We start from the raw sequence: 14,018 nt of genomic DNA on the forward strand, positions 1-14,018 counted from the left end.
GTGGCCAACCAGGGTGCGTCGCTGTTCGACCGGACGTCAACTACCGGACACCGCCGGGGCGGTGGGGACGCTGACGTCGAAGCGATCGGCCTTGGGCGACGCCTTCAGGAGTGCGGACAGAGCGCGACCTTTCGCGTCACCCTGTTCGCCGCTCCCCCAGATCACGGTCCGGCCCCGCGTCAACTCCAGTACCACCGAGTCGTACGAGCCCACCTTGACCTGCGCGGTCTCCTTGCGGATGGCTTCCGGGAGGCCGCCCGCGATCCCGACGGCCTCGTGCAGAAGCCGTTCCTCGTCGAAACGGCGGCCGCTCGCCGAGCGGTCCGCGGCCAGTTCGAGGACCGGAACGCCTCCGGGTGCTTTCGCGACCGTGTCGAATCGCACACCCGAAACGTCCACTTCCACGAACTCATTGCCCTTTTTGATGAGCAGGACCGGCTTGCGTTCCGTCACCTTCAGCCCGATTCCGTGCGGCCAGGCCCGCACCACCTCGACCGAATCGATGCGGGGCAGTTTGCCGCGGAGCCGGGCCGCGATCTCGTCGGTGTCCACGGAGACCATGGGCGCGCCGACGGGCACGGCCGCCGCGGCCAGCACCTGGTCCGGAGTCAGGACCTCGATGCCGCCCGCGGTGACCTTCTCGACCCGGAGCCAGGAGGAGCCGTAGAGCACCCAGGTGCAGCCGGCGGCCAGGAGCATGGCCAGGACGAGCCCCGCGACCAGGGCGGGGCCCCGGCGCAGGCCCCGCGGCAGGAGCGGACCGCGCGGCCAGGAGCGGCCGGACCCCTCCGGGCCGGATCCCCTCGGCGGCTTGGGCGACTTGGGGGCTCTGGGGGCCTTGGGCCGCTTGAGGGAGCCGGACCCCTTGCCCTCGCGGGCGGGTCCGGGATTGCCGCGTTGCGCGGTGCTCGCTCCGGCCACTCCTGTGCCTCCTGCGTCGGTGCTCTCCCGGCTCAGCGGGTCCTGTTGGCGGCGATCGCCTCGTACACCATGCCGACCAGCAGCTCGTCGGCGTCCCGGCGGCCGAACTCGGCGGCGGCGCGGGACATCTCGTACAGGCGGTGCGGGTCGGCGAGGACCGGGAGGACCTGGCTGAGCACCCACTCGGGCGTCAGTTCCGCGTCGTCCACGAGCAGGCCGCCGCCGGCCTTGACCACCGGCTGGGCGTTGAGCCGCTGTTCGCCGTTGCCGATGGGCAACGGGACGTAGGCGGCGGGCAGCCCGACGGCGGAGAGTTCGGCGACGGTCATCGCGCCCGCCCGGCACAGCATCATGTCGGCGGCGGCGTACGCGAGATCCATCCGGTCCACGTACGGTACCGGCACATACGGCGGCATCCCGGGCATGTTGTCGACACGCGGCAGTTCGTTCTTCGGACCGACCGCGTGCAGGATCTGAATCCCGGAGCGCTGGAGGGTCGGCGCGACCTGCTCGATCACCTCGTTGAGGCGGCGGGCGCCCTGCGAGCCGCCGGAGACCAGCAGCGTCGGCAGGTTGGGGTCCAGGCCGAAGGCGGCGCGCGCCTCGGGGCGGACCATGGCCCGGTCCAGGGTGGAGATCGAGCGGCGCAGCGGGATGCCCACGTAGCGGGAGCCGCGCAGCTTGCTGTCGGGCGTGGAGACCGCGACGGCGTACGCGTACCGGGAGCCGATCTTGTTGGCCAGTCCGGGCCGGGCGTTGGCCTCGTGGACGATGATCGGCACCCCGAGGCGCTTGGCCGCGAGATAGCCGGGCAGGGCCACGTAGCCGCCGAATCCGACGACGCAGTCGGCCTTGGTGCGCAGGAGGATCTCCTCCGCGGCCTTGATGGTGCCGCGCAGCCGTCCGGGGACGGTGATCAGCTCGGGCGTGGGCCTACGGGGCAGCGGGACGGCCGGGATCAGTCCCAGCTCGTAGCCGCGCTCGGGCACCAGACGGGTTTCGAGTCCGCGTTCCGTGCCGAGGGCGGTGATGCCCACGGAGGGGTCCCGCCTGCGCAGGGCGTCCGCGAGGGCCAGCGCCGGCTCGATGTGGCCGGCGGTCCCCCCACCGGCTAGTACGACATGCACCGAAATTCACCGCTCTCCGGACGGACGCTTCTTGACGCGCCGTCTCATCGACTTCCATCTCTGCCCGGTCCGCGCCCGGCCGTTCCTCGGCTTGCGCATCGCGAGCGCCGCGCGTGCCGCCGGCTCCTCACGCGCGAACGCGATGAGCAGTCCGACCGCGAACATGGTCGGAAGCAGGGCCGACCCACCGTACGAGAACAGCGGGAGCGGGACTCCGGCGATCGGCAGCAAGCCGAGCACCGCACCGATGTTGATCACGGCCTGCGCCGTGATCCAGGTGGTCACGCCTCCCGCGGCATAGCGTACGAAGGGGTCCTCCGTGCGTCCGGCCACGCGGATACCCGCATAGCCTAGGGCCGCGAACAGGGCGAGCACCGACAGCGTCCCCGCCAGCCCCAGTTCCTCACCGGTGATGGCGAAGATGAAGTCGGTGTGGGCCTCTGGCAGTTGCCCCCATTTTTCCACACTCGCACCCAGCCCGGAACCGAACCAACCGCCGGAGGCCAGGGCGTAGATTCCGTGGACGGCCTGCCAGCAAAGGTCGTTTTTGCCCGGATCGGTGGCGCCGATGCACGCGAGCCGGTCCATGCGGTGCGGGCTGGTCTTGATGAGCAGTGCGACGAGGACGCCCGCGAAGGCCAGTACGCCCGCGAACATCCGGGTCGGCGCCCCGGCCAGCCACAACAGGCCGAACAGGATGGCTCCGAGGATCATCGCGGTGCCCATGTCCCCGCCCAGCATGATGAGCCCGAGCAGCAGGAAGGTGACCGGCACCAGCGGGACCAGCAGGTGTTTCCACTGACTCAGCAGGTCCCGCTCGCCCTTCCGCGCCAGCAGGTCGGCGCCCCACAGGATGAGTGCCAGCTTGCCGAACTCACTGGGCTGGAGCATGAACGGACCGCCAAGGGAGATCCAATTCTGGTTGCCGTTGATCGATACGCCTATCCCGGGGACCTGGACCAGCGCCATCAGGAAGAGCGTGCCGGCGAGCACCGGATAGGACAGCGCCCGGTGGAGTTTGACGGGCATCCGGGAGGCCACCAGCAGGAGGACGGTGCCGATCGCGGCCGCGAGGAACTGCTTCTTGAAGAAGTACGCGTCGCCGAGGCCGAGCTGGAGCGCCTTGATCATCGAGGCCGAGTAGACCATCACCAGGCCGAGCACGGTGATGAGCAGGGAGCTGCCGAAAATCAGGTAATACGCAGTGAGTGGACGGTCCCAGGCCCGGCGCAACTGCCGCTGCGTACGCCGCAACCCGGCCAGCGGTCCGCCCGCCGCGGGCCGCTTGGCGCTCGCCGCGGAGCGCTTGCGGCCCAGTGTCCGGCCGGCCCCGGATGCCTTGGCGGTCCGCTCGGCCTTGTCGGATCCGGCGGCCTTGTCGGCGGACGGCCGCCGTCCCGGCAGCACTTGCTTGGCCGGCATCTGTGATCTTCCCCTCCACTCGTACCGAGGCGAGGCGAGCAGCCGGCGGGAGCTCCGGACCTAGGCCTTCTCGGCGCCCAGTTCGCGCACCGCGTCGGCGAACGCGTCCCCGCGCTTGTTGTAGTTCACGAACATGTCCATCGAGGCACACGCGGGTGCCAGCAGAACCGTGTCTCCGGGTTCCGCGAGCCGGGCGGCTTCCCGGACCGCCGCGAGCATCGCCCCAGTGTCGGTCCGCCCGAGGTCCACGACCGGGACCTGCGGGGCGTGTCGCGCCAGTGCCTCGGCGATCAGCGCCCGGTCGGCGCCGATCAGCACGACCCCGCGCAGCCGCTTCGCCGACTTCGCCACGAGCTCGTCGAAGGTCGCGCCCTTGGCCAGACCGCCGGCGATCCAGACCACCGGCTCGAAGGCCGCCAGGGAGGCCTCGGCGGCATGGGTGTTGGTGGCCTTGGAGTCGTCGATGTACGTGACCCCGTCCACCTCGTCCACGTGGCTGACCCGGTGCGCGTCGGGCCGGAAGTTGCGCAGCCCGTCTCGGACGGCGCGCGGCGCGACGCCGAAGGCGCGGGCCAGCGCCGCCGCGGCGAGCGCGTTGGCGATGTTGTGCGGGGCCGGCGGGTTGACGTCCGCGACCTCGGCGAGCTCCTGGGCGTTCTTCTGCCGGTTCTCCACGAAGGCCCGGTCGACGAGGATCCCGTCGACCACGCCCAGCATGGAGGGGCCGGGGGCGCCGAGGGTGAAGCCGATCGCCCGGCAGCCCTCCTCGACGTCGGCCTCGAGGACCAGGTCCTCGGTGGCCTTGTCGGCGGCGTTGTAGACGCAGGCCACCGTGTTGCCCTCGTAGATCCGGCCCTTGTCGGCGGCGTACGCCGCCATCGAGCCGTGCCAGTCCAGGTGGTCCGGGGCCAGGTTGAGCACGGCCGCGGAGTGGGCGCGCACGGAGGGCGCCCAGTGCAGCTGGTAGCTGGAGAGCTCGACGGCGAGGACGTCGTACGTCTCCTCGCCGAGCACCACGTCGATGATCGGGGTGCCGATGTTCCCGACGGCCGCGGTCCGCAGACCCTCGGCCTTCAGGATCGAGGCGAGCATCTGGGTGGTGGTGGTCTTGCCGTTGGTGCCGGTGATCGCGAGCCAGTCCGCGGGCGCGGCCCGGTCGGCCCCGGCCGCGGACCGGTCGCCGCCGACCCCGGCGGACTCGCCGGATGCGGCGGCGCGCAGGTCCGCTCCGGCCCCGCGCAGCCGCCACGCGATCTCCACGTCGCCCACGACGTCGACACCGGCCGCGGCGGCGGCCTCGAACAGCGGGCTGTCCGGCTTCCAGCCGGGCGAGGTGACCACGAGCTCCGTGCCGGCCGGCAGGACCTCTCCGGCCGGACCGCCCTCGGCGGTGCGGCCGAGGCGGACCTCGATGCCCTGCTCGGCGAGCTCGGCGGCGCGCGCCCGGTGGGCGTCGCCGTCGCCGTTGTCCACCACGGTCACGGCGACGCCGAAGCGGGCCAGCGCGCGGGCGGCGCTGACGCCGCTCACCCCGAGGCCGGCGACCGTGACCCGGTGCGGCAGCCCGTACCGGGCCGGGTCCGCGGCCTGCTGGCCGGGCCCGGCGGGGTGCTGGTCGGCGTCGCTCACTTGTCCGCTGCCCATCCTGCGTAGAAGAGTCCCAGACCCACGATCACGCACATGCCCTGGATGATCCAGAAGCGGACCACGACAAGGACTTCGGACCACCCCTTGAGTTCGAAGTGGTGCTGGAGTGGCGCCATCCGGAAGACGCGCTTCCCGGTCAGCTTGAAGGAGCCGACCTGGATGACGACCGACATGGTGATGAGGACGAAGAGGCCGCCCAGGAGCGCCATCAGGAACTCCGTGCGGGAGCAGATCGCGATGCCCGCGAGCGCGCCGCCCAGTGCCAGCGAACCGGTGTCACCCATGAAGATCTTGGCGGGCGAGGTGTTCCACCACAGGAAGCCGAAGCAGGCGCCCATCAGGGCGGAGGCCACGACCGCCAGGTCCAGTGGGTCCCGTACCTCGAAACAGGCGGCCGGGTTGGTCAGGGTCTGCGCGTTGGCGCAGGACTCCTGGTACTGCCAGACGCCGATGAAGGTGTAGGCACCGAAGACCATCACGGCGGCGCCGGTGGCCAGGCCGTCCAGACCGTCCGTCAGGTTCACGCCGTTGGACATGGCCAGGATCATGAACAGCGCCCAGACCACGAACAGCACCGGGCCGATCGCCCAGCCGAAGTCCGTGACGAACGACAGCTTGGTGGAGGCCGGGGCCAGTCCGCGCGAGTCCTTGAACTGGAGCGCGAGCACCGCGAAGGCGATGCCGACGATCAGCTGGCCGGCCATCTTGGCCTTGGCCCGCAGACCCAGCGAACGCTGCTTGACGATCTTGATGTAGTCGTCGAGGAAACCGACCAGCCCCATGCCCGCCATCAGCATGAGGACGAGCACGCCCGAGAAGGTCGGGCTGCTCCCGGTGATCACCTTGGTGAGGGCGTACGCGATCAGCGTGGCCAGGATGAAGGAGATACCGCCCATGGTGGGCGTGCCCTTCTTCCCGGCGTGGCCGCGCGGACCGTCGTCACGGATGAACTGGCCGTAGCCCTTGCGGGCCAGACCCTTGATCAGCAACGGGGTGCCGATGAGCGTGAGGAAGAGTCCGATGACTCCGGAGAACAGGATCTGCCTCATCGGCCGGCGACCTCGCCCTCGCGCTCCAGCAACGCCAGCGCGACCCGCTCCAGACCAATGGACCTGGAAGCCTTCACCAGCACGACGTCACCCGGGCGCAGCTCACTGCGCAACAGGTCGACCGCCGCCTGCGCGTCGGACACGAGCACCGACTCCTCACCCCACGAACCCTCGTTATATGCGCCCAGTTGCAGCCAGGACGCTTCCCTGCCCCCGACTGCTACGAGCTTGCTCACGTTGAGCCGGACGGCGAGCCGTCCCACGGCGTCGTGCTCGGCGAGCGATGCGTCACCGAGCTCGGCCATGGGACCGAGCACCGCCCACGTACGTCCCCCGTCTGCCCTGGCGGCGCCGCCCATCGCGGCAAGCGCGCGCAGGGCGGCCCGCATGGACTCGGGGTTCGCGTTGTAGGCGTCGTTGACGATCGTCACACCGTCCGCCCGCTCGGTGACCTCCATCCGCCACCGGGACAGGGTGCCCGCCCCGGAGAGCGCGGTGGCGATCTCCTCGGTGGACATGCCCAGTACGTGGGCGACGGCGGCCGCGGCGAGCGCGTTCGACACGTGGTGCTCACCGTACAGCCGCAAGGTCACTTCGCCGCACCCGGTGGGTGTGTGGAGTGTGAAGGAGGGCTGTCCTCCCGGTGTCATCCGCACCCCGGTGGCCCGTACGTCGGCGTCCTCGGCCTCGCCGAACAGGACCGTACGGGCCTTCGTGCGGGCGGACATCGGGCGGACCAGGGGGTCGTCGGCGTTCAGTACGGCGATGCCGCCGTCGGCCGCCGCCGGCAGGGCCTCGACCAGCTCTCCCTTGGCCTGGGCGATCTGTTCGCGGCCGCCGAACTCCCCGATGTGGGCGGTCCCCACGTTCAGCACGAGGCCGATGCGGGGGGGCGTCAGACCGGTGAGGTAGTTGATGTGGCCGATGCCCCGGGCACCCATCTCCAGCACCAGGTGCCGGGTCTCCTCGGTGGCCTTCAGGGCGGTGAGCGGCAGGCCGATCTCGTTGTTGAGGGAGCCGGGTGTCCACACTGTGGGCGCGTGGGTCTGGAGCACCTGCGCGATGAGGTCCTTGGTGGACGTCTTCCCGGCGGAGCCCGTCAGGGCCACCACATCGGTGCCCAGCCGCCCGACGACCGCCCGGGCGAGGGCGCCGAGCGCCTTCTCCACGTCGGGGACGACGACGGCGGGTACGCCGACGGGCCGGGCCGCGAGGACGGCCGCGGCACCGGCCGCCACCGCCCGCTCGGCGTAGTCGTGGCCGTCGACCTGCTCGCCGGCGAACGCGGCGAACAGGCTGCCGGGCTCCACCTGCCGGGAGTCGATGACCACCGGCCCGGTGATGCGGACGGACGGATCCGGTATGTCGTGGGGCCGCCCGCCGGTGATGTCGGCGATCTCGGCGAGGGAAAGGGCGATCACTACTGGTTCACCTCGGCCTGTCGGGCACGCTGCTGCGCTTGGGTCTCGATGGCCGCGCGCAGGACCGCGCGGTCGTCGAAGGGACGTACGACGCCTGCGATGTCCTGCCCCTGCTCGTGGCCCTTGCCGGCCACCAGCACGGTGTCGCCGGCCTCGGCGCGCGCCACGGCCGCGGCGATGGCCGCCGCCCGGTCGGCGTCGACGAGGACGGTGCCGCGCTCGGCGGCGGGGACGGACACGGCGCCTTCGAACATCGCGGCGAGGATCGCGAGGGGGTCCTCGGAGCGCGGGTTGTCGGAGGTCAGCACGGTGGTGTCGGCGAACCGGGCGGCCGCGGCCCCCATCGGGGCCCGCTTGGTGGTGTCGCGGTCGCCGCCGCAGCCGAGTACGAGGTGGAGCTTGCCTGTGGTGACCTCGCGCAGGGCCCGCAGGACCGATTCGACGGCGTCCGTCTTGTGCGCGTAGTCCACGACGGCCAGGTACGGCTGGCCCGCGTCCACCCGCTCCAGCCGGCCGGGCACCCCGGGGACCGCGGCGACGCCGTCGGCGGCGGTCTGCGGGTCGAGGCCGGCGGCCGCGAGGGTGACCACGGCGGCGACGGTGTTGGCCACGTTGAACGGTCCGGGCAGCGGGGCGGTGGCGCGGACGCGCTGACCGTCCGGGCCCACCAGGGTCAGGGTGGAGTCCATGTGGCCCGAGACCACGTCCTCGGCGCGCCAGTCCGCGGCCGGATCCCCGGCGGCGGAGAAGGTGACCACCGGGATCGGCGACTCCTTGGCCAGGCGCCGGCCGTACTCGTCGTCGATGTTGACCACGCCGAGCCGGGCCCGGCGTTCGGTGAAGAGCTGCGCCTTGGCCTGGAAGTAGTCCTCCATGCCGGTGTGGAACTCCATGTGTTCCGGGCTCAGGTTGTTGAAAACCGCCACGTCGAAGACGCAGCCGTCGACCCGGCCGAGCACCAGCGCGTGGCTGGAGACCTCCATGGCCACGGCCTCGACCCCGCGTTCGCGCATGACCGCGAACAGCGCCTGCAGGTCGGTGGCCTCGGGGGTGGTGCGCTCGGACTTGATGCGCTCGTCCCCGACCCGCATCTCGACGGTGCCGATGAGGCCCGTCCGGCGTCCGGCGCCGCGCAGGCCGCCCTCGACGAGGTACGCCGTGGTGGTCTTGCCGGAGGTACCGGTGATGCCGATCTGGAGCAGGCCTTCGCCCGGGCGTCCGTAGATCGTGGCGGCCAGTTCGCCCATCCGGCCGCGCGGGTCGGCGACGGCGAGGACCGGCAGCCCGGTGGCCTCGGCGCGCTCCGCCCCGGCCGGATCGGTCAGCACGGCCACGGCGCCGAGGGCGGCCGCCTGCGCGGCGAAGTCCGCGCCGTGCAGCTTGGCTCCCGGCAGGGCGGCGTAGAGGTCTCCGGGACGCACGGCACGGGAGTCGTGCGTGATGCCGGTGATCCGCGTCTGCGCGCCGAGGCCGTCCACTCCCAGCAGGGCCGCCAGCTCGCCGAGAGGGGTCGGGCGGGCGGACAGGGGACGTGGTGCTCCCGGCGGCGCTGCCGGTGCATCGTTCTGGGCGGTTCTGGGCTGATCAGCGTGGGGCACGGCGGTGAGCGTACCGGGCCCGGCGGGCCGCTCGCGAAGCGAGGGCCCCGCCTCGGCGCCGGTGTCCGCGCGGTTCCCGGGTTTGGGGGTGATCGTTGTCACTGGGGGTGCCTCACGCATTTCTGGGGCGGGCCGGACGGACGGTGGTCACTGGCTCGGCTGCGGACTGGGCTGCGGACCCGGCTGCGCGCCGGGTTCGTAGGTGACCGGGAGCCCGGCCGGAGCGGTTCCGGTGGGGGCGACCTGGAGGGTCTTGAGGGCGAACTCCATGACCTTCTTGTAGATGGGCCCGCAGATCTGGCCGCCGAAGTAGCTGCCCTTGGTGGGGTTCTGGATGGCGCAGTAGACGGTGATGCGGGGGTTGTCGGCCGGTGCGAAACCGGCGAAGGAAGCGGTGTAGCCCTTGTAGCGGCCGGTGGCCGGATCCACCCGGTTGGAGGTGCCGGTCTTGCCGCCGACCCGGTAGCCGGGGATGCGGGCCCTGGTGCCGGTGCCCTCCTGGTCGTCGACCACCGACTCCAGCATCTGCGCGAGGGTCTTGGCGGTCTCCGGGCTGACCACCTGGGTCCGCGGGGGCGCCGGGGCCGGGGTGAAGCGGCCGTCGGGGCCCTTGGTGCCGCGGACCAGGGTCGGCTGGATGCGGACGCCGCCGTTGGCGATGGTCGAGTAGACCGAGGCCGCCTGCATGGCGTTGAGGGACAGGCCCTGGCCGAAGGGGATCGTGTACTGCTGGGAGGTGGACCAGGCCTCGGGCTTGGCGAGGATGCCCCTCGATTCGCCCGGGTAGTTCAGGCCGGTGGGCTGGCCGATGCCGAACTTGTTCAGGTACGAGTACAGGACCTTGTTGGCCTCGGGCTGCGTCGCGCCGAGCTGGCCGGTGGCCAGGATGGTGCCGATGTTGGAGGACTTGGCGAGGACCCCGTTGAGGGTCAGGTACCAGGTCGGGTGGTCGATGTCGTCCTTGAACAGCCGGTCGCCGCGGTGCAGCCGGTTGGGGACCTCGACGTGGGTGTCGGCGGTCGCCTTCTTCTCCTCCAGCACGGCGGCCATGGACATCACCTTGGCGGTGGAGCCGGGCTCGTACACGTCCTGGAGGGCGGCGTTGCCCATGGCGGCCGAGCTGGCCTTGGACAGGTCGTTGGGGTCGAAGCCGGGGGCGTTGGCCATGGCGAGGACCTCGCCGGTGCGGGTGTCCTGGACGATGACGTACCCGCGGTCGGCCTCCGACTTGGCGACCTGCTCGGCGATCGCGCTCTGCGCGGCCCACTGGATGTCGCGGTCGATGGTCAGCTCGATGTCCTGACCGGGCACGGCCGGCTTCTCACTGGAACCGGCCGTCGGGACCCGGCGGCCGCCGGACTGGGCGTAGGTGAGCTCGCCGTCCTTGCCCGCCAGCTTCTTGTCCAGCGAGGACTCCAGGCCGCCGCCGCCCTTGCCCTCGGCATTGACGTAACCCAGTATCCCGGCGGCGAGATCGCCGTTCGGGTACACGCGCTTGCTGCTGTTCTCGTTGAACACGCCCGCGATGACGTTGGCGCCGGGACCGTTGCCCCGCTTGTCCGCGGCGGCCTTGTCCGCGAAGACCTTCTTCAGGCCCTTGATCTGGTTCCAGACCTGCGGGGTCTGGCGGCGGGCGAGGACGACGTAGCGGGTGTTCTTCGTCTTCAGGCGCTCGGTGAGCTCCTTGGCGTCCTTGCCGATGATCGGGGCGAGGAGCGCGGCCGCCTGCTCGGGGGCGTCCGGGGCCTTGCTCTCCTGCGGGGTGAACATCTGCGGATCGGCGGTGATGTCGTACGCGTCCACGCTGGTGGCGAGCGCGACGCCCTTGCGGTCGGTGATCTCCCCGCGCTCGGCGGCCAGGGTGTAGCTGGCGAACCGGTTCTGGGAGGCCTTGGCGGAGTACGCGGACGCGTCGACCGCCTGGACCTGGAGGAGCCGTACGACGAAGGCGAGCATCACCAGCGTCAGCCCGACGCTGACGAGGCGCAGCCGGGGCTTGGGGGCGCCGAGCCGGATCGTGTGCGGTTTCCTCGCGGGGGCGGGGCGTCGGGTGGCGGGCCGGGAGGCCGGCCGGGCCGTTGCCCGGGCCCGCTCGGCCCTGGCCCCGGCGGGCCTGGGCCTGCCGGGTCCCGGCACCCGCCGCCGCGGCGGCTCCTGCGGGCTCACGCGGAGGCCCCGTGGACGCGTGCGAGGCCCGGCTGCGCCGAAGCCCCCGGGGCTCCGCCCCGGACCCCGCTCCTCAAACGCCGGAGGGGCTGGATTTTGCCCGGCGTGGGCATTCCGGCCTCGGCGCTTGAGGCGCACCTCCGGGCGGAGTCAAACCCAGCCCCGCCGACGCTTGAGGCGCGGGGGCCCGGGGGCTGGCCCCCGGCGACGGCGCCGCGCGTGGCAGCGGGTCCGGGGCGGAGCTCCGGGGAACGGTGGAAGGGCGGGTAGGGGACCGGCCCCGCAGGGGTACGCGTCACGACGTCACCGTCCAGGGGTCTGGGAGGGCTGGGTGGCTCCGGCCGATGCCGGCGGGGCGGCGGCCGAGCCCGAGGGGGCCGGCGCCAGCGCCGGGGAGCCCGCAGGGCTGGGCACGGCGGAGGCGGCGACGGGGGCACCCGCGGCGACCGGCGGAGCGGACGGCGGCGGGGGCTCGGCCGCCGGGGACGCCGTCCCCGCGACCTTGCCGTCGGCGCCGATGAACACCGGGCTGCCACCGGGCACCAGCCCCAGCTCGTGCGCCCGCCGCTGCAGCGCGTCCGGCGCCGAGTACCCGTCGACGTCCCGCTGCAGCGCCTGTTCCTCGTCCGTCAGCGTGGTGGTCTCCTTCTTCAGCTTGCTCAGCTGGAAGGAGCCCTGGTTCAGCGCCGAGTTCAGCAGCAGCAGGCTGATCAGCCCGCCGCCGAGCAGCGCGACGACCAGCAGGACGAAGGGCGTGCGCGCCGCCTGCCCGGCCGGGCTCCCGGCCAGGACGCGGCCGAAGCGTCCCCCGCGTGGACTCACAGCCGCGCCTCCCGGATCCGTTCCACCCCGCGGAAGCGGGCCGGTGCCGCCCGCCGGTTCTCCGCGATCTCCTCCTCCGTCGGCAGTTCCGCGCCGCGCGTGAGGAGCTTGAGCTTCGGCTGGTACTTCTCCGGTACGACCGGGAGTCCGGGCGGGGCCGTGGAGGTGGCCCCGGCCGCGAAGACCTGCTTGACGAGGCGGTCCTCCAGCGAGTGGTACGAGAGCACGGCGATCCGGCCGCCGACCGCGATGCGGTCCACGGCGGCGGGGATGGCCCGCTCCAGTCCGGACAGTTCGCCGTTGACCTCGATGCGCAGCGCCTGGAAGGTGCGCTTGGCGGGGTTGCCGCCGGTGCGCTTCGCCGCCTGCGGCAGGGAGTCGCGGATGAGCTCCACGAGCCGGGCGCTGTTGGTGAAGGGTTCCTTGACCCGCTCGCGGACCACCGCGGAGACGATCCGCTTGGCCTGCTTCTCCTCGCCGTACTGGCGCAGGATGCGGACCAGCTCGCCGGGCGCGTAGGTGTTGAGGACCTCGGCCGCGCTGATGCCGGTCGTCTGGTCCATCCTCATGTCGAGCGGGGCGTCCTGGGCGTAGGCGAAGCCGCGGTCGGCCTCGTCCAGCTGCATGGAGGAGACGCCGAGGTCGAAGAGGATGCCCTGGACGGTCGGGATGCGCAGGTCGTCCAGTACGTCGGCCAGGTCGGCGTAGATGGCGTGGACGAGGGTGGCCCGCTCCCCGAAGGGCGCGAGGCGCTCCCCGGAGAGGCGCAGGGCCTCCTTGTCGCGGTCGAGGCCGATGAGGTGGGCCTCGGGGAACCGGGTGAGCAGGGCCTCGCTGTGGCCGCCGAGGCCGAGGGTGCAGTCGACGACGACGGCCCCGGGCCTCTCCAGTGCCGGGGCCAACAGGTCCAGGCACCGCTGGAGCATCACCGGGACATGTCGGGACTCGCTAGTCAAAGCGCCCTCTCAGATAACGGCGCGGCAGGCATCCGCCGCGCCGCGCACGCGGAGTCTTACCAAAGGGCCGGGCGGCCGGTCAGGGCCGGGCTCCGGCCGGTTCGCGTCACTTTAGTGCAACGGTCGCCGCGGTCAACGAACCGCCCCGCGCGCCGCTGCGCCCACTCGGAGGGAACCGGGAAATGCCCCGAATCACCCGGATGGCCCCGCGGTGCTCACTCCTGTGGGTTAGCTCACAACAGGAAGTAGTGACCTTCTTTGTCCACCCTCACTCGATGCCCGGACAGGCTGTGACCACTAACGTCGTATCCATGACGACTTCCACTCCCGTCCCCGCCGTGCCGACCGTGGCTTCCCACCAGGAATCCGCCGCCGGCTCCGTCACCGACCGGCTGGTGGAGGCGAACCGCGCCTACGCCGCGGAATTCGCCGACCCCGGCATGGACGCCCGCCCCGTCCTGCGGGTGGCCGTCGTGGCTTGTATGGACGCCCGCCTCGACCTGCACGCCGCCCTCGGCCTGGAGCTCGGTGACTGTCACACGATCCGCAACGCCGGCGGCGTCGTCACCGACGACACCATCCGCTCGCTCACCATCAGCCAGCGGGCGCTCGGCACCCAGGCGGTCATACTCATCCACCACACCGGATGTGGTCTCGAAAGCCTGACCGAGGACTTCCGCCACGAGCTGGAGGACGAGGTCGGCCAGCGCCCCGCCTGGGCCGTCGAGGCCTTCCGCGACGTGGACCAGGACGTCCGCCAGTCCATGCAGCGCGTGCGGACGAACCCCTTCCTGCCCCACAAGGACGATGTGCGAGGCTTCGTCTTCGACGTGCACACCGGCCTCCTGCGGGAGATCGATCCCACCTCGTGAGTGACACAGGGCCGTAA

General features: G+C 72.0%; 11 protein-coding genes. 1 reads left to right on the plus strand and 10 read right to left on the minus strand.

The window, feature by feature from the left end:
* Nucleotides 1-36 precede the first annotated feature (36 nt).
* From OHU74_RS09460 to rsmH, 10 genes are all read right to left on the minus strand, one after another.
* The gene (locus tag OHU74_RS09460) at nt 37-921 is read right to left on the minus strand and encodes a cell division protein FtsQ/DivIB (protein WP_371615474.1); all 885 of its coding nucleotides are present in this window, start codon (nt 919-921) and stop codon (nt 37-39) included.
* A 32-nt stretch (nt 922-953) separates the two neighbouring features.
* Nucleotides 954-2,048: an undecaprenyldiphospho-muramoylpentapeptide beta-N-acetylglucosaminyltransferase gene (gene murG, locus OHU74_RS09465; protein WP_371615475.1), complete on the minus strand. Its 1,095-nt coding sequence runs from the start codon at nt 2,046-2,048 to the stop codon at nt 954-956.
* A gap of 6 nt (nt 2,049-2,054) precedes the next feature.
* Nucleotides 2,055-3,470, minus strand: coding sequence for a putative lipid II flippase FtsW (gene ftsW / locus OHU74_RS09470; RefSeq protein WP_371615476.1), 1,416 nt, complete (start codon nt 3,468-3,470; stop codon nt 2,055-2,057).
* Nucleotides 3,471-3,530: 60 nt separating this feature from the next.
* The gene (gene murD, locus OHU74_RS09475; RefSeq protein ID WP_371615477.1) at nt 3,531-5,114 is read right to left on the minus strand and encodes a UDP-N-acetylmuramoyl-L-alanine--D-glutamate ligase; all 1,584 of its coding nucleotides are present in this window, start codon (nt 5,112-5,114) and stop codon (nt 3,531-3,533) included.
* Nucleotides 5,096-6,166 (minus strand): phospho-N-acetylmuramoyl-pentapeptide-transferase, encoded by a 1,071-nt coding sequence (gene mraY, locus OHU74_RS09480; protein WP_330295975.1) that lies wholly within the window; start codon nt 6,164-6,166, stop codon nt 5,096-5,098. The genes murD and mraY overlap by 19 nt, the downstream gene beginning before the upstream one ends.
* Nucleotides 6,163-7,587 (minus strand): UDP-N-acetylmuramoyl-tripeptide--D-alanyl-D-alanine ligase, encoded by a 1,425-nt coding sequence (gene murF / locus OHU74_RS09485; RefSeq protein WP_371615478.1) that lies wholly within the window; start codon nt 7,585-7,587, stop codon nt 6,163-6,165. Before murF ends, mraY begins: the two co-directional genes overlap by 4 nt.
* Nucleotides 7,587-9,287, minus strand: coding sequence for a UDP-N-acetylmuramoyl-L-alanyl-D-glutamate--2,6-diaminopimelate ligase (locus OHU74_RS09490; protein ID WP_371615479.1), 1,701 nt, complete (start codon nt 9,285-9,287; stop codon nt 7,587-7,589). Before OHU74_RS09490 ends, murF begins: the two co-directional genes overlap by 1 nt.
* Nucleotides 9,288-9,332: 45 nt before the next feature.
* A complete protein-coding gene (locus OHU74_RS09495; RefSeq protein ID WP_371615480.1) occupies nt 9,333-11,351 on the minus strand; it encodes a peptidoglycan D,D-transpeptidase FtsI family protein in 2,019 nt (672 codons plus the stop codon).
* Nucleotides 11,352-11,654: 303 nt separating this feature from the next.
* On the minus strand, nt 11,655-12,173 hold the full coding sequence (locus OHU74_RS09500) for a hypothetical protein (protein WP_371615481.1): 519 nt from the start codon (nt 12,171-12,173) through the stop codon (nt 11,655-11,657).
* Nucleotides 12,170-13,099, minus strand: coding sequence for a 16S rRNA (cytosine(1402)-N(4))-methyltransferase RsmH (rsmH, locus tag OHU74_RS09505; protein WP_371619625.1), 930 nt, complete (start codon nt 13,097-13,099; stop codon nt 12,170-12,172). The genes OHU74_RS09500 and rsmH overlap by 4 nt, the downstream gene beginning before the upstream one ends.
* 278 nt (nt 13,100-13,377) lie before the next feature.
* On the opposite strand from rsmH, the gene OHU74_RS09510 reads away from it, so the two are divergent.
* The gene (locus OHU74_RS09510; RefSeq protein WP_371615482.1) at nt 13,378-14,001 is read left to right on the plus strand and encodes a beta-class carbonic anhydrase; all 624 of its coding nucleotides are present in this window, start codon (nt 13,378-13,380) and stop codon (nt 13,999-14,001) included.
* Nucleotides 14,002-14,018: the final 17 nt, after the last annotated feature.

The organism is Streptomyces sp. NBC_00454, assembly GCF_041434015.1.
GTDB lineage: Bacteria > Actinomycetota > Actinomycetes > Streptomycetales > Streptomycetaceae > Streptomyces.

What these genes read in the sequence shown, in the direction of transcription:
- ftsW (WP_371615476.1), bottom strand. Translation starts at nt 3,470, where the DNA reads ATGCCGGCCAAGCAAGTGCTGCCGGGACGGCGGCCGTCCGCCGACAAG.
- murD (WP_371615477.1), bottom strand. Translation starts at nt 5,114, where the DNA reads ATGGGCAGCGGACAAGTGAGCGACGCCGACCAGCACCCCGCCGGGCCC.
- mraY (WP_330295975.1), bottom strand. Translation starts at nt 6,166, where the DNA reads ATGAGGCAGATCCTGTTCTCCGGAGTCATCGGACTCTTCCTCACGCTC.
- rsmH (WP_371619625.1), bottom strand. Translation starts at nt 13,099, where the DNA reads ATGCTCCAGCGGTGCCTGGACCTGTTGGCCCCGGCACTGGAGAGGCCC.